The sequence below is a fragment of the Micromonospora sp. NBRC 107095 genome (assembly GCF_030269705.1).
Lineage (GTDB): Bacteria > Actinomycetota > Actinomycetes > Mycobacteriales > Micromonosporaceae > Micromonospora > Micromonospora parva.
In genome coordinates this window covers 636953-652857 of the sequence record NZ_BSTU01000003.1, presented here as the reverse complement: position 1 = coordinate 652857, position 15905 = coordinate 636953, and the positions used below count along the sequence as shown (strand labels likewise).

Genomic DNA, 15905 nt, shown 5'->3' with positions numbered 1-15905 from the left:
GGGTGATGCTGATCGAGTCCCGGCCTGCCACCGATCCGGAGATCGCCGCCATGGTCACCGCGCAGCAGCGTGAGCTGCGCGAGGCCGATGGCGGGTTGGACGGGCAGGTTTTCATGCCGCACGACGACGTCCGCTACCTGGCGGTGGTGGTGAACGGTCGGGCGGTGGCCTGCGGTGGGCTCCAAGCGCTCGACGCCGAGACCGGCGAGGTCAAGCGGATGTACGTCCGGCCCGCGTACCGAGGGCGGGGGATCGGTCGTCAGTTGCTCGCCGCGTTGGAGGAGTGCGCGTTCCGGCAGGGGCACTCGGTGGTCTGCCTGGAGACGGGCACCTACCTGCCGGCGGCGATCGCGCTGTACACCTCGTGTGGTTACCAGCAGATCCCGGTCTACGGCGAGTACGTGGGCAACCCGTACAGCGTCTGTTTCGCCAAGCGGTTGCCGGTCGCGGCCTGACTGGCGCGTCGCTCCCTCAGGCGCCGGTGCTGGCGTGCGCGACGGTCACCGGCTTCGACTCCGGCGAGGCGTGCTGGCGCAGCACGATGCTCAGCAGGATCAGCGCGCCGACAGCGAGGAACTCGCTCTGCCAGTTCTGCATCGACTGGAACCAGAAGTCGCTGGTGCCGAGGAACTCCCAGACCCCGATCGGCGGCGCGCCGCTCTGGAGCGCCTGCTCCTGGTTGTAGGCGGCGGTGCCACCGAGCAGGTGACCGACGAAGGAACCGGCGAAGATCAGCAGCAGCGCGATGGAGAGGCTGTTCCGGTAGACCACCAACGGCAGGCCGCCGACGCGTACCGGCCAGGGTGACTGCGGGGTCGCGTGGCGCTCGTCGTCCTCCGGCCGGTCGGTCTGGTCCACCGGCTTGGACTCGGCCGAGCCCCGCTGCACCAGGTACGCGGTGAGCAGCACGTACCCGCCCATCTGGAGGAACTCCGACTCCCAGTTCTCGAAGACCGCCTCGGCGAAGTGCCCGCTGGTCAGGTACGCCGGCCAGCTCAGCGGTGCGGCCCCGAACTCGGTCAGCTCCTCGTTGTGGGTCTGCCAGCCGAAGACGCTCTGCAACACGAGGAAGACCAGGAACGCGCCCAGCATGGCGACGGCCAGGGCGTTGTCACGCAGCCAACGAGGCATGGTCGCACCTCCTTCGCCGGTCGATTACCCCTGTGGGCCTGCCGGCGAAACAAAGAGCACCAGGTCAGCGCCGGTCGGCGGGGCTGTCCAGGCGTCCACCGGTGCCCGCCTGGTTCGACAGCAGCAGCCCGAGCGCCAGCATCCCGAAGCCGAGCGCGAGGTGCAGCCAGTTGTCGGCGTCGTTGACCGGCAGGATGTTCGCCCCGCCTTCCGGGTTGACCGCCTCGATGGCCAGGCCGTACAGCCAGAGGGCGAGGTAGATCGCGCCGCCGGCGGCCAGGAACACGCGGGCGCCGGCGATGCTGCGGGCCAGCACCAGGCCAGCCAGCCCGAAGAGCAGGTGCACCGCGTTGTGCAGGATCGACACCTGGAACAGCCCGAGTAGGTGGGCGTCCGAGTGGTGCCCGGCGAACCTCAGCTCGCCGTAGTCGGTGGTGATGCCGGGGATGAAGCCGAGGACACCGATCAGCAGGAAGACCCCGGCCACGACCAGCGCGGCCAGCTGGACCTGGGGTCGGGGACCGACCGCCCGACCGCCTCGTGCGCCTCGTGCCATCGCTGCCCCCTCCGTGGATCTGCCGGCCGCGCGAACCTCACTGTCCGCAGCGGCGACGTGACGCAGCCCGACGATCCTCCATTTTGAAGTTCGTCAGGTGGGCCGCGCAGAGAAATGCACGAAGAGGTATGGAAGCCGAAACGCAGGGTAGGTCAATGGTCAGCGGCGGCAGCATCGCGCCGCATCCCCCCAGCACACACCGCGACGACTTGCTGAGCGGAAGGGAAATCATGACTTACGATCTTTCACCGACATCCTCCACGTACGGGCAGCCCTCGACCAACGGCGGCGGCGTCCGCGACCAGGCGCGCCAGGTCGGCTCGGAGGCCGCGCAGGCCGGCGGGGCGGTCGCCCAGACCGCCCGGGAGCAGGGCACCGAGGTCGGTCGGGAGGCGGCCCGGCAGGCCCGCAACCTGTACGGCGAGGCCCGCAGCCAGCTCGCCAGCCAGACCGGTGAGCAGCAGCGCAAGGCGGCCGGCGGACTGCGTTCGCTGGCCGACGAGATGCGCTCGATGGCCGAGCAAGGTGGTCAGGCCGGTCCGGTGACCGAGCTGGCCCGCCAGGCCGCCGACCGGGTGCATGGTGTGGCCGGCTGGCTCGAGGAGCGCCAGCCCGGTGACCTGATCACCGAGGTACGCGACTACGCGCGGCGTAACCCGGGCACCTTCCTGGTCGGCGCGGCGGTCCTCGGCGTGCTGGCGGGTCGGTTGACCCGTGGCATCTCGGCGTCCGGTGACGACTCCGGCAACGGTTCCGCCGGCTACCGGGGTGCGGGCGCGTACGACCCGGAGCAGACCGCGGTGATCCCGACGCCGCCGCCGGCGCCTCGCGCGGTGCCGGACGCCGTTCCGGCCGGTGGCTACCTCGACCCGACCCCCGGCACGCACACCCCGCCGACGTCCGGTGGCTACGCCGACCCGACGCCCGGTCGCTACGCCGACCAGACGGCCGCTGGCTACGCCGACCCGGCGTCCGGTGGTTACGCCGAGCCCGGCCGGGGCGAGCAGCCGGAGTACTCCGGCACCGGTCAGCCGCTGCCGCCGGTGACCCAGACCGACCCGCTGCCGGGCGTTCCGTCCAGCGGCACCCCGCGCCCGTGAGCCGCCGAGTCATCCGAAGGGAGACGACGGCATGAGCATGCCGACGCAGGGGTCCGGCCTGAACTCCGGTTACCACCCCACCGCGGGTGCCCCACACACCGACGCGGAGGTGAAGAACAGCTCGCTTGGTGACCTGATGCGTCAGGTCACCACCGACCTGTCGACGCTGATGCGTCAGGAGGTCGAGCTGGCCAAGGCCGAGATCCGCCAGGAGGGCAAAAAGGCCGGCAAGGCCGCGGGCCTCTTCGGCGGTGCCGGCTTCGGCGGCTACATGGTGGCTCTCTTCGTGTCCATCGCCGTGTGGCAGTTCCTGGACAACGTCATGGACTCCGGTCTGGCCGCGTTGATCGTGGCCGTGATCTGGGCCGTGGTCGCCGCCGTCCTCTACTCGGCGGCCAAGAAGAACGCCCAGCACGTACGCGGGCTCAAGCAGACCAACGACAGCGTGCAGCGGATCCCCGACGCGCTCAAACCCCACCCGGAGGGAGTAACCCGATGAGCACCGACCCCGACCAGATCCGCCGGGAGATCGAAGCCACCCGCAACAGCCTCAGCTCCGATGTGGATGCGTTGGCGTACAAGGTCAGCCCCAGCCGCATCGTCGACGACCGTAAGCAGCGGGCCCGCTCCGCGCTGCAGAATGTGAGGGAAAAGGTCATGGGAACCGCGTCGGACCTCGGCCACGGCACCGGCCACGCCGCCCACTCGGTGGGCGACCGCGCCTCGTCGGCGGCTTCCAGCGTCAGCGACGCCGCGCACTCGGCGGCCTCGACCGTCAGCGACGCCGCGCACAGCGCTCCGCGGGTGATCCGGCAGAAGTCCCAGGGCAACCCGCTCGCCGCCGGCCTGATCGCGTTCGGGGTGGGCTGGCTGGCTTCCTCGCTGATCCCGGCCTCGCGCCGCGAGCAGGAGGCCGCGACCCAGATCAAGGAGAAGGTCGGCGAACACAGCGGGGTGGTGAAGGAGAAGCTGGGCGAGGTGGCCAGCGAGCTGCGTGAGCCGGCCCAGCAGGCCGCCGAGTCGGTGAAGTCCACCGCGCAGGACGCCGTGCACGCGGTCAAGGACGACACGAAGTCCGCCGCCCACACCGTCAAGGACCACGCCACCCCCTGAACCACCCCCGCCCACCCCGCCCGCTCCCGCCCCCGGCCCTCTGCCCCGGCGATCTTGCAGTTTCGGACCAGTTGTTGTCGTTCATGACATGGTCCGTCCCGACAGAAAGTGCAAGATTGCGCGGGTCGGCGAGGTGGGGTGGGTGGGCGGGGTGGGGCGGGCGGGGTTGGCGGCTCGGCGAACCCGGCTGTCGCCGTAGCGGACGCCGCCCAACAGGAGGCGTTGGGCGACCGCCAGCCAGCCGCACACCCCGCGCTCCAGCAGCCAGAGCGGGGCCGCCAGCGCCGTCGTCGGCGGGAACACCCGGCCGCCCCCAGCGCGGCGGCGACCCGTCTCGGCCAGCGCGACGATCCCGACCGCCGCGCCGAGCAGCAGCCCGGGTCGGCGGGACGCGACCCCCGCCGCCAGCGCCGGCAGCACCGCGAGCGCGGCGAGCAGACGAGCCGGCTGCGCCAGATCGTCGTACGCCTGACGGATCCGTTGACCGCGGAAGTGCGCGGCGTCCGGAGGCAGCCGACGGACGTACAGCCAGGCCGGGGCGGCCTCGCTGCCACCGTACGCGCGCACGGTGCGGATCAGCTCCAGGTTCTCGAAGAGCACGTCCGGGTCGTACCCGCCCATGCCGAGGAAGGTGCTGCGCCGCACGGCCAGGGTGCCCGGGTAGTCCGCCCCGAGCGCCCGGTTGAGCAGCGTGCGGCCGGTGTCCCACCAGGCGTGCCAGGGCAGCGGGTCGAAGTAGTTCTGCGGTCGTACCAGGTCGACGCGGCTCAGCAGTCGGTGTACCACGGTCAGTGCGGTCTCGTCGTACCGGACGTCGTCGTCGGCGATCACCACCGGTTCGTGGCCGGCCGCGCGGACACCGGTGCGTACGCCGAGCACCTTGCCGTTGAGCCCGCGCTCGCCCGGGTCCGGTGGGAGATGCCGGACCCACCCCCGCCACGCCTCGGCGTGCCGGGCGAAGAGGTCCGGAGGTGAGCCGTCGACCACGAGCACCTCGACCCGGTCACCCAGCCAGCGCAGGTAGTCGGTCAGCTCGGCCAAACCGGTGTCGGCGTACCAGCGCAGGGGCAGCACGTACGTCATCGGCAGACGGACCGGCGACGGGCCGGCGCCCTCGTGTTCGACCTCCCGCCGACGCGCACCGCGCCGGGTGTCACCAGTGGGGCTGGACGGGGACATGACAACTCCGTGACGGACCGGGCCGCGGCCGGTGCTGAGCAGCGTCTGCCCGCAATTGCGGGGATCAAACGGCCGGGTCGTTTCGACGGCCGGGCCTCGGGGTGGCGCTGCCCGTACCGTGATCGGTGGGGCGGGTCAGGCCGGGCGGAGGTCGGGCGTGCGGCGGACGTTGGTGACGGTCAGGCCCAGCGGCGGCAGCGCCGGCATCCGGTGCAGGTCCAGGGCCAGGTCCTGGACCGGCACGTCGTAGCGCATGGCGGTGGTCAGGTTGGTGACCGCCCGTTTCATCAGGTCGATGGTGAGCCACTCGCCGGCGCAGCGGTGACCGGCCCAGTGATCACCGCCGCCCTGCGGGATCAGCTCGAACGGGTCCACCCGTCGGCCGGCGAACCGCTCCGGACGAAACAGCTCCGGTTGCGGCCAGATCGCCGGGTGGTGGTTGGTGCCGTAAAGGTCGAGCAGCACCCGCCGGCCCTTCGGAAAGTGGTGGCCCTGCCAGTCGAAGGACCGCCGGACCCGGGCCGCCGCCAGCGGGAAGAACGGGTAGTAGCGGCGGACCTCCTGGACGAAGTGCTCGGTGGCCTCGTCGTCGTCGCGGACCCGTTCCCGCCAGCCCGGATGGTCGTGCAGGGCGAGCGCGGCGAAGGCGATGTACTGGTCGACGGCGACCACCGGGCGTAACACGTTGAGCAGCTCCACCGCCGCGATCCGCCGGGGGAGGAGGTGGCCGGCTCGGTCCCGGTGTTCGGCGATCACGGCCAGGGCGCTGCCGGCCGGCGCCGGGGCTGAGCCGACCCGGGTCCGTTCGACGAGGTCGGCGAGCCAGTGTTCGGCGCGGTACCGGGCGAGCCGACCCCGCCAGTGCCGGGGGCCGATCGCCGCTGGGGCTTCGATCATGGCGTGCAGCTCGGTGGCTCGGCGCTCGACCTGCGACGTCGGCAGCGGCACCCCGGCCCAGGCACAGACCACCCGGGTCAGCAACCGGCCCAGCTCGTCGTAGAGCGACACCGGGCCGGCGTCCTCCCAGGCGGTGATCCGGGTCCGCCACTCGTCGTCGAAGAGCTGGCCGAGCTGCCGGATCGCGGCCGGTGTCATGATCGACATGAACATGGCCTTGCGGTCGTCGTGCTCCGGCCCGTCCAGGCCCTGCACCCCACCCCGACCGGTCAGGGTCCGCTGCATGCGCAGCGGCATCGCGGTGTCACGTTGGAAGCGGTCGTTGTCGTAGAACAGCTCCGCCGCCGGCCGGCCCCGCAGGCAGATGGTCGGGGCGAGCAGGATCCGGGTCCGGAAGACGTCGCTGCCGTACCGCTCGCAGCGCTCGCTGACGAATCGGTAGCCGGCGCGCAGCAGCGCGAGGGTGCTGTCCGGGCTGCGGTCGGCCGGCATGGTCGCCATCGGGTCTCCTCACAGGCGGGCGCGGCTGGTCGCCGCCGCCCACCGCGGTTACCCCGGTCGACGCCGCTGAACCCCTGCGCGGCTGGCCCCTCCCAGGGGCGGCGGAACCTGGTTTGCTGCTGGTGGGACAACCACGGGAGGGCGGATGCGCGACAACAGATCGCCGCACTGGCGGCAGCGGCGAGCGGCCGGAGCACTGGGCGGAGGCCGCGACGGGCGGTCACTGATCGGGCCACCACGGCGGCCCACCCGTCCGCACCGGTTCTTCACCGTGCACCTGGGCTTCACCGCGCCCGGCCCGGTCGAGGCGCGCGAACTGGCAGTGGCGTACGCCGAGGCGCTGAGCCTGCTCCGCTCGGAGGTGGCACTCGGGGCGGCGGCCCTGTCCCCGGCCGACGCCTGGCAGCGGGCCGAGCGGCTGTTCTGCGGCGCGGTCGGCCCGGACGGGGAGCGCTGCGTCGACGTGGCCGACCACCCGGGCTTCCACCACGCCCCCGGCCCCGGCGGCCTGGGCTGGGGCGACGGCGACGGCCCCGGCGATGGCTGACCAGCGGCCCCGGGTGGTCGACCCGGGAGGGTCCCGGCCCGGCCGCCCGCGTGGCCGTGCCGGTGTCCGCAGCACGGGCACCGGCACGGCGATCCAGCACCGACGGGTCGGCGGGCGCGATCAGTCCAGGTCGAACTCGCCGTCCTGCGCCCCGGCCACGAAGGCGTCCCACTCGGCCTGGGTGAAGACCAGCACCGGCCCGTCCGGCTCGGCCGAGTTACGCATGCCGATCAGGTCGTCGACGAACGCGACCTCAACGGCGCTGTCGGAGGTGTCCCCCTCGGCCCGCTGCCAGACCGCCCGAGAGAGGTCGAAGTCGCCCTTGGGGTGCTGCGCCATGGTTCTTTCCTCCAGTGCCGAGGGTCGTCTGGTGACCGGGTGCCGATCCCCATCGGGCAGGATAAGCGGATGCCGAGCCTGACCCGTGTAGAGGCGACCGCGCGTGGCGCGGCGATTACTGTCGAGTCCTATCAGGTGGACCTCGACCTGACCGGTGACGGTGACGTGTTCCGCTCCCGGGTCGAGATCCGGTTCCGGGCCACCGCCGGCGCCGCGACCTTCGCCGAGGTCAAGCCCGCCAAACTGCTGGCGGTACGCCTCAACGACAGTGACCTCGACCTCGGCCTGCTCACCGACAACCGGCTGCCGATCGGTGACCTGGCCACGGAGAACACGCTCGTCGTCGAGGCCGAGATGGCGTACTCCAACGCGGGCGAGGGGATGCACCGCTTCGTCGACCCCGCCGACGGCGAGACCTACCTCTACGCGATGTCGTTCCTCGACAACGCGCAGCGCATCTTCGCCGCCTTCGACCAACCCGACCTCAAGGCCCCGTTCACCCTCTCGGTCACCGCGCCGCCGCAGTGGCTCGTCGCGGGCAACGCCGAGCTGGCCGCCAACCCGGCCCCCGGGCGCTGGGAGTTCGCCCCGAGCGCGCCCCTGGCCACCTACTTCTTCTCGTTGATCGCCGGGCCGTACCACGTCCGGCGGGCCGAGCACGACGGTGTTCCGCTGGGCATCTTCTGCCGCCGGTCGCAGGCCGAGCACCTGGACGCCGACGCCGAAGAGATCTTCACCGTCACCCGGCAGTGCCTGGACCGGTTCCACCAGCTCTTCACCGAGCGCTACCCGTTCGGCAAGTACGACCAGGCGTTCGTGCCCGAGTTCAACGCCGGCGCGATGGAGAACCCGGGCATCGTCACCTTCCGCGACGACTACATCTTCCGCTCGGCGGTCACCGACACGCAGCGCGAGCAGCGTGCCGGCACCATCGCCCACGAGATGGCCCACATGTGGTTCGGTGACCTGGTCACCATGCGCTGGTGGGACGACCTGTGGTTGAACGAGTCCTTCGCCGAGTACCTGGGCACCCGGGTCACCGCCGAGGCGACCCGCTTCGACCAGTCCTGGACGACCTTCGCGATGCGCCGCAAGGCCTGGGGCTACGCGGCCGACCAGCGTCCCTCCACCCACCCGGTCGCCCCGCAGGAGGTGGCCGACGCCGACGAGGGCCTGCTCAACTTCGACGGCATCTCGTACGCCAAGGGGGCCAGCGTGCTGCGGCAGCTGGTCGCGTGGCTCGGTGACGAGGCGTTCCTGGCCGGTCTGAACGCCCACTTCGCAGCGCACCGCTTCGGCAACGCCACCCTCGACGACCTGCTCACCAGCCTCTCCGCCAGCAGCGGGCGGGAGCTGTCCGGTTGGGCCGAGCTGTGGTTGCGCCAGCCGCAGGTCAACACGTTGCGCGCCGAGGTCGCCGTCGACACCGACGGCCGCTACGCCGAGGTCGCGGTGGTGCAGAGCGCACCCGAGTCGCACCCGGTGCTGCGCCCGCACCGGATCGGCGTGGGCCGCTACGCGGCGGACGGCACCGTCCAGCGCGACGAGGTGGACATCGACCCGGCCGCCGACGGTGGACGCACCGTGCTGGGTCAGCTGACGGGTGAGCCGGCGGCCCGGCTGCTGCTCCTCAACGACGGTGACCTCACCTTCGCCAAGGTACGTCTCGACCCGGTGTCGGCCGAGGCCGTCCCGCTGGTGCTGCCCGGCCTGACCGACCCGCTGGCCCGGGCAGTGCTGTGGGGCGAGGCGCTGGACGCGGCGACCGACGGGGAGCGGCCGGTCGCCGGCCTGGTCGACCTGGTCGTCGCCGCGCTGCCCACCGAGACCGAAGTGATCATCGCGGAGGACGTGCTGACGCTCAGTCGGTCACTCGTCGACCGATACCTCGACCCGCTGGCCCGCTCGACAGCGTTGGCCCGGGTCGCCGAGGCGTGCCGGCGCCTGCTCGACGGCGCGCCGGCTGGTGAGTCGTTGCAGCTCGCCGCCGCACGGGGCTGGATCGCCGCCACCACCGACGCCGACCTGCTCGTCGGCTGGCTCGCCGGCCGGGACGTGCCGGCCGGCCTGAAGATCGACGCGGAGCTGCGCTGGGCGGTGCTGCGCCGACTGGTGGTGCTGGGTGCCGCCGGAGAGGCGGAGATCGCCATCGAGGCGGCCGCCGACGTCAGCTCCGCTGGCGTGGAACGGGCCGCCCGTTGCCGGGCCGCATTGCCCGACCTGGCGGCGAAGCAGGCCGCGTGGAAGATCATCGTGCGGGATACCGACCTGTCCAACCGGCTGTTGGAAGCGACAGCCGAGGGGTTCTGGCAACCCGAACAGGCCGAGCTGACCGCCGAGTACGTCGACAGGTACTTCGAGGAGATGCCGGCCGCCGCGCGTCGGCGTACCCCCTGGACGGCCGACCGGGTGGCGGCCCTGGCGTTCCCCCGCTACGCCGTGGCGCAGCCGACCCGGGAGGCGGCCGCGGCGTTGCTGGCCCGCGACGACCTGACCCCCGGCCTGCGCCGGGTGGTGACCGACTCCGACGACGACCTGCGCCGCGCGCTGGTCGCCTGGACGGCGGTGGCCGCCGCCTCGGCCTGAACGCTGACCAGCGGGGTGGCCGGTCGGCCACCCCGCTGGTCCACAGCTCAGCGCGGAGCGGGTGCGGCAGTGACCGGCGCGTCCCAGTCGATGACGTAGCGCTGCTCGTCGGCGACGGTCTTCTCCGGGTCCAGCACCGTGCGCACCATCAGTGGCATCAGCAATGGCATCAGCGTCCGCGCGACCGGCCCGGGAGCCTTCGCGTGGTTGATCCGGGCCGCGCGGGCCGCCACCTTCTCCACCCGGGTACGACGCAGCCGCACGTACGCGTCGAACGCCGCCTCGACGTCCGGCAGGTCGCGCAGGCAGCGGGCGAGTTGCACGGCGCTCTCGATGGCCAGCGAGGCGCCCTGCCCCGAACTGTTCGACGGCGCGTGCGCCGCGTCGCCGACCAGCACCATCCGGCCCCGATGCCAGTGCGGCACCGGCGGCATGATCTGCAACGACCCGACCACCTGGAGGTCGGCGGCGTTGCTGGTCGTCATCAGGTCCCGGCCCGGGTCGTCGTCGCCGTAGCTGGCGCGCAGCGTGTCCAGCCACTGCTCCGCCGGCACCGCCCGGGCCTCGACCAGGCTCATCGGCCGCTGCTGCGGCAGGTTGACCCCCCATCGGGTGCCGCCGCCGGGCTCCGGCCAGTACAGGTAGTAGCCCCGTCGCCCGAACGCGAACGTCATCGTGCCCGGCTCGGCGTCGACCTCGTGTCGGGCCACCGCCTCGAAGCCGAGCAGCCCGGTGAACCGGGGGCCGGGTGCGGCCGGGTCGATCAGACCCCGGACCGTGGAGCGGATTCCGTCCGCGCCGACGAGGATGTCGGCGGTGGCGGTACTGCCGTCCTCGAAACGGGCGATCACGCCGTCGCCGGTCTGCTCGGCGCCGACCAGCCGCTTGCCGTACGTGAACGGCACACCCTCAGCGGACGCCTGATCGTGCAGCACCTGGTGAAGCTCGGCCCGGTGCACCACGTGCAGCGGCGGCACCCCGGTCAGGGTGGGCAGGTCGATGCGTCGGCGGCCAACGGCCAGGACGTTGCGTCCGATCGGTGTGGCGATCGCCGTCACCGCGTCGTGGACGCGGACCGTCCGCAGCGCCGCCACCCCGTTGGGCGCGAGGGCGAGGGTGCCGCCGAGGCCGGTGGCCGTGCTCGGGTACGCCTCGTAGACGGTTGCGGTGATGCCGGCGCGGCGCAGCGCGAGCGCTGTCACCGGCCCGGCGATGCCACCGCCGATGACGATCGCGGTTCGTACCGTGGTCATGGTCTCTCCCTGGGTGTGGTCGGTGCCGGCGCGCGGACCTGGTGTGGTCGGTGCGCGGGCGCGCGGACCTGGGAGGGAGCCCGGTTATCCTCGTGGTTGCCGCTTCGGGCCGGGTGCCTTCCCAGGCGTCGGTTCGGGGTCAGGGCCCCGGTGAGGTGTTGGCGCACCTCGCCGGGGCCGTTCTTCAGCCGGTGGGGTCGGCCCTGCGGCTGCTGGTGGTGGTGCTGTCGGTGCTGGTTCTCTCGGCCAGATCGGTCAGTTCGGCAGGCATCTCACCGGTCTCGTGGAAGGCCCGCCAGGTGTCCAGGCCGGGGTAGCTTCCCGAGGTCAGTTCGGCGAGCAGGGCCCGCAGCCAGGCGGCCTCCGCGTCCCGGATGGCGAGGTCGTACTCCGACTCCACCAGGAACAGCCGGGGAACCTCCCGCAGGTGCGCGTCGAGCGTTTCGCGGTCCTGGCGGATCGCGTCCTCCAACAGGGAGAGCCGTTGCCGCAGCAGGTCGGTGGCCTCGTCGGGATGCAACGCGGCGAGCACCGACAGCCCGGCCCGGAAGCGGGGGTGTTCGGCCATCGGGGTGGAGACCAGCTCGCGGGCCCAGTCGACAAGCTCCGCCCGCCCGGCGTCGGTGATCCGGTAGACGGTGCGTTCCGGGCGGCGGCCCTCGCGCAGGCTCTCCACCGCCTCGATCAGGTGGTGTTTGTCCAGGTTGCCGATCACCGTGTAGAAGGACCCCCACTTGAACTCCATGTCCTGGTCCTTGCCCCAGGCACGGAGTGCGGTGGCGATCTCGTACGGGTGCATGGGCCGCTGGACCAGGGCGGACAGCACGGCCAGCGCCAGCAGGTTGCCGACCTTGCGCCGCTTCGGCACGACGACCCCCTCGCTCGTCGACGGTTACTCGTCGACGAATATACGCCGTCGAGCGGGCCTGCCGCGATCCCCTGTCGCGCCGATGTCCGGCAACGCACGGCCGACGGTGCCGGGCCGGGACGGTCGGCAACGAGGCTCGGCCTACGATCACTGGGTGGAGGAAGATATCCGGCGGATCGGGATCATGGGTGGCACCTTCGACCCGATCCACCACGGGCACCTCGTCGCGGCCAGCGAGGTGGCGGACCGGTTCGGCCTGGACGAGGTGGTCTTCGTCCCCACCGGCCAGCCGTGGCAGAAGGCCGACGAGCCGGTCAGCCCGGCCGAGGACCGGTACCTGATGACCGTCATCGCCACCGCCTCCAACCCCCGCTTCCAGGTCAGCCGGGTCGACATCGACCGCAGCGGGCCCACCTACACGGTCGACACGTTGCGTGACCTCCAGGCTGAGTACGGCCCGAAGGTGCAACTCTTCTTCATCACCGGAGCGGACGCCCTGCAACGCATCCTGTCCTGGAAGGATCTGGACGAGATCTTCGAGCTGGCGCACTTCATCGGTGTGACCCGGCCCGGCTTCCCGCTGAGCGACAAGCACCTCCCGGCGGACACCGTCAGCCTGATCCAGGTGCCCGCGATGTCCATCTCGTCGACCGACTGCCGCGCCCGGGTCGCCAGAGGTGAGCCGGTTTGGTATCTGGTGCCCGACGGTGTGGTGCAGTACATCGCCAAGCGGAGCCTCTATCAGCGCTGAGCGCATCCGTTATGCCCAGGTTCGTGCAGCTAACCGGGCAGAACTGCACGATCGCGATGCCGTCGGGTATGAGACGCTTGGAGGATCGCACGCCTGATCGAAGGAGAACGGTGACAGTTTCCGAACGCGCTCACGAGCTGGCTATCGCGGCCGCCCAGGCCGCCGCCGACAAGAAGGCGCAGGACATCACGATCATCGACGTCGGCGACCAGCTCGCCATCACCGACGCGTTCGTGCTCGCCGCCGCCCCCAATGAGCGTCAGGTGCTGGCCATCGTCGACGCCATCGAGGAGAGCCTGCTGGAGCTGCCGGAGAAGGCGAAGCCGGTGCGGCGCGAGGGCGAGCGCGGTGGCCGCTGGGTGCTGCTCGACTACGTCGACATCGTGGTGCACGTCCAGCACACCGAGGAGCGCGAGTTCTACGGGCTCGACCGCCTCTGGAAGGACTGCCCCACCATCCCGTTCGTCGATCGCGACCTGGTCGAGGCCGACGCCAGCGGGTCCGCCGCCGCCGAATGAGCCGACTGATCGTCTGGCGGCACGGCAACACCGACTGGAACGCCGCCAACCGGGTCCAGGGGCAGACCGACGTACCCCTCAACGAGCTGGGCCGCGACCAGGCCCGCGCCGCCGCCCCGCTGCTCGCGGCGCTGCGGCCCGACGCCATCGTGTCCAGCGACCTGAGCCGCGCCGCGGACACCGCCGCCGCGCTCGCGGCGCTGACCGGGCTGCCGGTCCGCACCGACGCCCGCCTGCGCGAGCGGCACTTCGGCCAGTGGCAGGGCCTGCACCTCACCGAGGTCGCCGAGCGCTTCCCCGAGGAGTACGCCCGCTGGCGGGCCGGCGACCCCGATCCCGGCGTCGACCTGGAACCGCTGCACGACCTCGGTGAGCGGGTCGCCGCCGCGCTGCTCGACGCCGCCCACGCGGCGCCGGGCGGCACCGTCGTGCTCGCCACCCACGGTGGCGCGTCCCGACAGGGTGTCGGGCACCTGCTCGGCTGGGACGCCGCGGTGCTGCGCGGCGTCGGCTCGCTGGCCAACTGCCACTGGACCGAACTGCGTCACGACGACGTCCGGGGATGGCAGTTGCGGGCGCACAACGTCGGCCTGATCACCGCACCGGTCGCTGTCGACGCGGTCTGAGCAATCGCGCCTCGGCGTTCGCGGCCTCGATCGGCTAGCGTGCCGGGCATGCCCGTCGCGGTTGTCATCGACTCCACCGCCTACCTTCCGCCCGAGCTGGTGCAGGCGCACCGGCTGACCGTCGTGCCGTTGACCGTCGTCCTCAACGGCGCGGAAGGGCTGGAGGGGGTGGAGACCCAACCGTCCGACGCGACAGTGGCACTGAGTGCCCGCCGGGTCACCGCGACCACCTCCCGCCCGGCACCCGAGCAGTTCGCCCGGACGTACCGCCAACTGCTCGACGCCGGCGCCGACGGGATCGTCTCGGTGCACCTCTCCGCCGCGCTGTCCGGCACTGTGGAGGCCGCCCGGCTGGCCGCCGCCGACCTGGACGGCCGGGTGGAGGTCGTGGACAGCCGCTCGACCGGCATGGGGCTGGGCTTCCCCGCCATCGCCGCCGCCACCGCCGCCCAGGCCGGCGCCGACCTTGCCGGGGTACGCGACGCGGCGCTCGCCGCCGTGGCCCGCACCACCGTCTGGTTCTACGTCGACACGCTGGAGTTCCTCCGTCGCGGCGGCCGGATCAATGCCGCCGAGGCGCTGGTCGGCACCGCGCTGTCCGTCAAGCCGATCATGCATATGCCGGACGGGGCGATCGTGCTGCGCGAGAAGGTCCGCACCGCCAGCCGAGGAGTGGCCCGCCTCGTGGACCTGGCCGTCGAGGCGGCCGGCGACGACGACGTGGACCTCGGGGTACACCACCTGGCCGCACCGCAACGGGCCGAGGCGTTGCGTGCCGCGCTGACCGAACGGTTCGGCGACCGGCTGCACGACACCTACGTCTCCGAGGCGGGTGCCGTCATCGCTGCGCACGCCGGGCCGGGGCTGGCCTGCGTGGTCGTCCACCGCCGGCCGCAGGGCTGAGCCGTGCCCACGTCGTACGTCGTGACCGGCGGTGGGCGCGGTGTCGGCCGGGCTGTGGTGCAACGGTTGGTGGCCACCGGTGCCACCATCGTCGTCCTGGAACGCGACGCCGGCGCTGTCGACTGGTTGGCCGGCCACCCGGCCGCCGATCGGCTCGTCGCGGTTCTCGGCGACGCCGCCGACGAGCAGGTGGCCGAGCGCGCCGCCGAGCTGGCGGACCGGGTCGCGCCGCTGACCGGCTGGGTGAACAACGCAGCGGTGTTCCGCGACGCCGCGCTGCACTCCGCGTCGGCCGACACGGTACTGGACCTGATCACCGTGAACCTGCGCCCGGCCGTGGTGGGCGCCGCGGTCGCCGTCCGCCACTTCCTGGCCCGCGCCACCGGCGGCGCGATCGTCAACGTCTCGTCGCACCAGGCCCGCCGGCCGGTGCCCGGCGCCCTGCCGTACGCGACGGCGAAGGCCGCCGTGGAGGGGCTGACCCGGGCGCTGGCCGTCGAGTACGGGCGGCACGGCATCCGCGCCAACGCGGTAGCGCTCGGCTCGATCGCCACCGAGCGGCACGCCGAATTCCTGGCCAGCCAGGAACCCGGCCAGGCCGAGTGGATCACCACCGAGCTGAACCGGCTGCACCCGGTGGGCCGGATCGGGCGGGCCGACGAGGTGGCCGAGGCGGTCGCGTACCTGCTGTCGCCCGCGGCGAGCTTCATCAACGGGGTGACACTGCCGGTGGACGGGGGACGGGCCGTGCTCGGCCTCGACCCGGAGGCCCGCTGACCGTTGGTAGCCCTCGTGCCGGTCGGAGCCTAGCCGTCGGCGACGAAGACGCCCTGGCCCTGCTGACCGTAGATCAGGTTCCGCTCGTGCAGTTCCTTGACCGCTCGATAGGCAGTCGAGCGTGCCACGTTGTACAGCTCGCCGATCTCGGACACCGACGGCAGTTGCTGGCCAGGCGAGTATTCGCCCGAGCGGATCTTCTGCTCGATGTCGTCCGCCACGCGGCGGTAGTGCGGTGGTCTCGTCGGCATGAACGGCTC

The 15905-nt window shown here is 72.3% G+C and carries 19 protein-coding genes; 11 read left to right on the top strand and 8 right to left on the bottom strand.

Going from position 1 to position 15905, the window contains the following annotated elements; translation table 11 throughout:
- The first annotated feature begins 5 nt into the window (after nucleotides 1-5).
- Entirely contained in the window at nucleotides 6-455 is a 450-nt protein-coding gene (locus tag QSK15_RS19865; RefSeq protein WP_285795620.1) for a GNAT family N-acetyltransferase, read from the top strand.
- Nucleotides 456-471: 16 nt separating this feature from the next.
- On the opposite strand, the gene QSK15_RS19860 is transcribed toward QSK15_RS19865, so the two are convergent.
- On the bottom strand, nucleotides 472-1131 hold the full coding sequence (locus QSK15_RS19860) for a DUF6766 family protein (RefSeq protein ID WP_285795619.1): 660 nt from the start codon (nucleotides 1129-1131) through the stop codon (nucleotides 472-474).
- Nucleotides 1132-1195: 64 nt separating this feature from the next.
- Nucleotides 1196-1687 carry a DUF4383 domain-containing protein gene (locus QSK15_RS19855; RefSeq protein ID WP_285795618.1) on the bottom strand — a complete coding sequence of 164 codons (492 nt, stop codon included), beginning with the start codon at nucleotides 1685-1687 and terminating at the stop codon, nucleotides 1196-1198.
- A 230-nt stretch (nucleotides 1688-1917) separates the two neighbouring features.
- Here QSK15_RS19855 and QSK15_RS19850 point away from each other — a divergent pair, with 230 nt between their 5' ends.
- The 3 genes from QSK15_RS19850 to QSK15_RS19840 are packed head-to-tail and all read left to right on the top strand — an operon-like array spanning nucleotide 1918 to nucleotide 3900.
- Entirely contained in the window at nucleotides 1918-2787 is an 870-nt protein-coding gene (locus tag QSK15_RS19850) for a hypothetical protein (protein WP_285795617.1), read from the top strand.
- A 31-nt stretch (nucleotides 2788-2818) separates the two neighbouring features.
- Nucleotides 2819-3286: a phage holin family protein gene (locus QSK15_RS19845; RefSeq protein ID WP_285795616.1), complete on the top strand. Its 468-nt coding sequence runs from the start codon at nucleotides 2819-2821 to the stop codon at nucleotides 3284-3286.
- Complete coding sequence (locus QSK15_RS19840) at nucleotides 3283-3900, top strand: DUF3618 domain-containing protein (protein WP_285795615.1); 618 nt, start codon at nucleotides 3283-3285, stop codon at nucleotides 3898-3900. Before QSK15_RS19845 ends, QSK15_RS19840 begins: the two co-directional genes overlap by 4 nt.
- Nucleotides 3901-3981: 81 nt before the next feature.
- Here QSK15_RS19840 and QSK15_RS19835 read toward each other — a convergent pair whose 3' ends face one another.
- Nucleotides 3982-5079, bottom strand: coding sequence for a glycosyltransferase family 2 protein (locus tag QSK15_RS19835; RefSeq protein WP_285795614.1), 1098 nt, complete (start codon nucleotides 5077-5079; stop codon nucleotides 3982-3984).
- Nucleotides 5080-5214: 135 nt separating this feature from the next.
- Nucleotides 5215-6477 carry a cytochrome P450 gene (locus QSK15_RS19830; RefSeq protein WP_285795613.1) on the bottom strand — a complete coding sequence of 421 codons (1263 nt, stop codon included), beginning with the start codon at nucleotides 6475-6477 and terminating at the stop codon, nucleotides 5215-5217.
- A gap of 145 nt (nucleotides 6478-6622) precedes the next feature.
- On the opposite strand from QSK15_RS19830, the gene QSK15_RS19825 reads away from it, so the two are divergent.
- Nucleotides 6623-7024, top strand: coding sequence for a hypothetical protein (locus tag QSK15_RS19825; protein ID WP_285795612.1), 402 nt, complete (start codon nucleotides 6623-6625; stop codon nucleotides 7022-7024).
- Between the two features lie 120 nt (nucleotides 7025-7144).
- On the opposite strand, the gene QSK15_RS19820 is transcribed toward QSK15_RS19825, so the two are convergent.
- Nucleotides 7145-7363 carry a DUF397 domain-containing protein gene (locus tag QSK15_RS19820; RefSeq protein WP_030336536.1) on the bottom strand — a complete coding sequence of 73 codons (219 nt, stop codon included), beginning with the start codon at nucleotides 7361-7363 and terminating at the stop codon, nucleotides 7145-7147.
- 69 nt (nucleotides 7364-7432) lie between these two features.
- On the opposite strand from QSK15_RS19820, the gene pepN reads away from it, so the two are divergent.
- A complete protein-coding gene (pepN, locus tag QSK15_RS19815) occupies nucleotides 7433-9949 on the top strand; it encodes an aminopeptidase N (protein WP_285795611.1) in 2517 nt (838 codons plus the stop codon).
- A 47-nt stretch (nucleotides 9950-9996) separates the two neighbouring features.
- Here the strand turns inward: pepN and QSK15_RS19810 are convergent, their stop codons facing one another.
- Together QSK15_RS19810 and QSK15_RS19805 are read right to left on the bottom strand one after the other, a co-directional pair.
- Complete coding sequence (locus QSK15_RS19810; protein ID WP_285795610.1) at nucleotides 9997-11202, bottom strand: FAD-dependent monooxygenase; 1206 nt, start codon at nucleotides 11200-11202, stop codon at nucleotides 9997-9999.
- Nucleotides 11203-11386: 184 nt separating this feature from the next.
- Complete coding sequence (locus QSK15_RS19805; RefSeq protein WP_285795609.1) at nucleotides 11387-12070, bottom strand: PadR family transcriptional regulator; 684 nt, start codon at nucleotides 12068-12070, stop codon at nucleotides 11387-11389.
- Nucleotides 12071-12224: 154 nt separating this feature from the next.
- Between QSK15_RS19805 and nadD the strand changes: the two genes are divergently transcribed.
- The 5 genes from nadD (at nucleotide 12225) to QSK15_RS19780 (ending at nucleotide 15645) form a co-directional block, all read left to right on the top strand.
- Nucleotides 12225-12821 (top strand): nicotinate-nucleotide adenylyltransferase, encoded by a 597-nt coding sequence (nadD, locus tag QSK15_RS19800; RefSeq protein WP_030336528.1) that lies wholly within the window; start codon nucleotides 12225-12227, stop codon nucleotides 12819-12821.
- Nucleotides 12822-12931: 110 nt separating this feature from the next.
- Entirely contained in the window at nucleotides 12932-13339 is a 408-nt protein-coding gene (gene rsfS, locus QSK15_RS19795; RefSeq protein ID WP_030336526.1) for a ribosome silencing factor, read from the top strand.
- Complete coding sequence (locus QSK15_RS19790) at nucleotides 13336-13965, top strand: histidine phosphatase family protein (RefSeq protein ID WP_285795608.1); 630 nt, start codon at nucleotides 13336-13338, stop codon at nucleotides 13963-13965. Before rsfS ends, QSK15_RS19790 begins: the two co-directional genes overlap by 4 nt.
- A 48-nt stretch (nucleotides 13966-14013) precedes the next feature.
- Nucleotides 14014-14868 (top strand): DegV family protein, encoded by an 855-nt coding sequence (locus tag QSK15_RS19785; protein WP_285795607.1) that lies wholly within the window; start codon nucleotides 14014-14016, stop codon nucleotides 14866-14868.
- Nucleotides 14869-14871: 3 nt separating this feature from the next.
- Nucleotides 14872-15645 (top strand): SDR family NAD(P)-dependent oxidoreductase, encoded by a 774-nt coding sequence (locus QSK15_RS19780; RefSeq protein WP_285795606.1) that lies wholly within the window; start codon nucleotides 14872-14874, stop codon nucleotides 15643-15645.
- A 29-nt stretch (nucleotides 15646-15674) separates the two neighbouring features.
- Here QSK15_RS19780 and QSK15_RS19775 read toward each other — a convergent pair whose 3' ends face one another.
- On the bottom strand, nucleotides 15675-15896 hold the full coding sequence (locus QSK15_RS19775) for a GntR family transcriptional regulator (protein WP_285795605.1): 222 nt from the start codon (nucleotides 15894-15896) through the stop codon (nucleotides 15675-15677).
- Nucleotides 15897-15905: the final 9 nt, after the last annotated feature.

Coding starts and splice junctions, on each gene's coding strand:
- QSK15_RS19865 (WP_285795620.1), top strand. CDS start 6: ATGCTGATCGAGTCCCGGCCTGCCACCGATCCGGAGATCGCCGCCATG.
- QSK15_RS19860 (WP_285795619.1), bottom strand. CDS start 1,131: ATGCCTCGTTGGCTGCGTGACAACGCCCTGGCCGTCGCCATGCTGGGC.
- QSK15_RS19855 (WP_285795618.1), bottom strand. CDS start 1,687: ATGGCACGAGGCGCACGAGGCGGTCGGGCGGTCGGTCCCCGACCCCAG.
- QSK15_RS19850 (WP_285795617.1), top strand. CDS start 1,918: ATGACTTACGATCTTTCACCGACATCCTCCACGTACGGGCAGCCCTCG.
- QSK15_RS19845 (WP_285795616.1), top strand. CDS start 2,819: ATGAGCATGCCGACGCAGGGGTCCGGCCTGAACTCCGGTTACCACCCC.
- QSK15_RS19840 (WP_285795615.1), top strand. CDS start 3,283: ATGAGCACCGACCCCGACCAGATCCGCCGGGAGATCGAAGCCACCCGC.
- QSK15_RS19835 (WP_285795614.1), bottom strand. CDS start 5,079: ATGTCCCCGTCCAGCCCCACTGGTGACACCCGGCGCGGTGCGCGTCGG.
- QSK15_RS19830 (WP_285795613.1), bottom strand. CDS start 6,477: ATGGCGACCATGCCGGCCGACCGCAGCCCGGACAGCACCCTCGCGCTG.
- QSK15_RS19825 (WP_285795612.1), top strand. CDS start 6,623: ATGCGCGACAACAGATCGCCGCACTGGCGGCAGCGGCGAGCGGCCGGA.
- QSK15_RS19820 (WP_030336536.1), bottom strand. CDS start 7,363: ATGGCGCAGCACCCCAAGGGCGACTTCGACCTCTCTCGGGCGGTCTGG.
- pepN (WP_285795611.1), top strand. CDS start 7,433: ATGCCGAGCCTGACCCGTGTAGAGGCGACCGCGCGTGGCGCGGCGATT.
- QSK15_RS19810 (WP_285795610.1), bottom strand. CDS start 11,202: ATGACCACGGTACGAACCGCGATCGTCATCGGCGGTGGCATCGCCGGG.
- QSK15_RS19790 (WP_285795608.1), top strand. CDS start 13,336: ATGAGCCGACTGATCGTCTGGCGGCACGGCAACACCGACTGGAACGCC.
- QSK15_RS19785 (WP_285795607.1), top strand. CDS start 14,014: ATGCCCGTCGCGGTTGTCATCGACTCCACCGCCTACCTTCCGCCCGAG.
- QSK15_RS19775 (WP_285795605.1), bottom strand. CDS start 15,896: ATGCCGACGAGACCACCGCACTACCGCCGCGTGGCGGACGACATCGAG.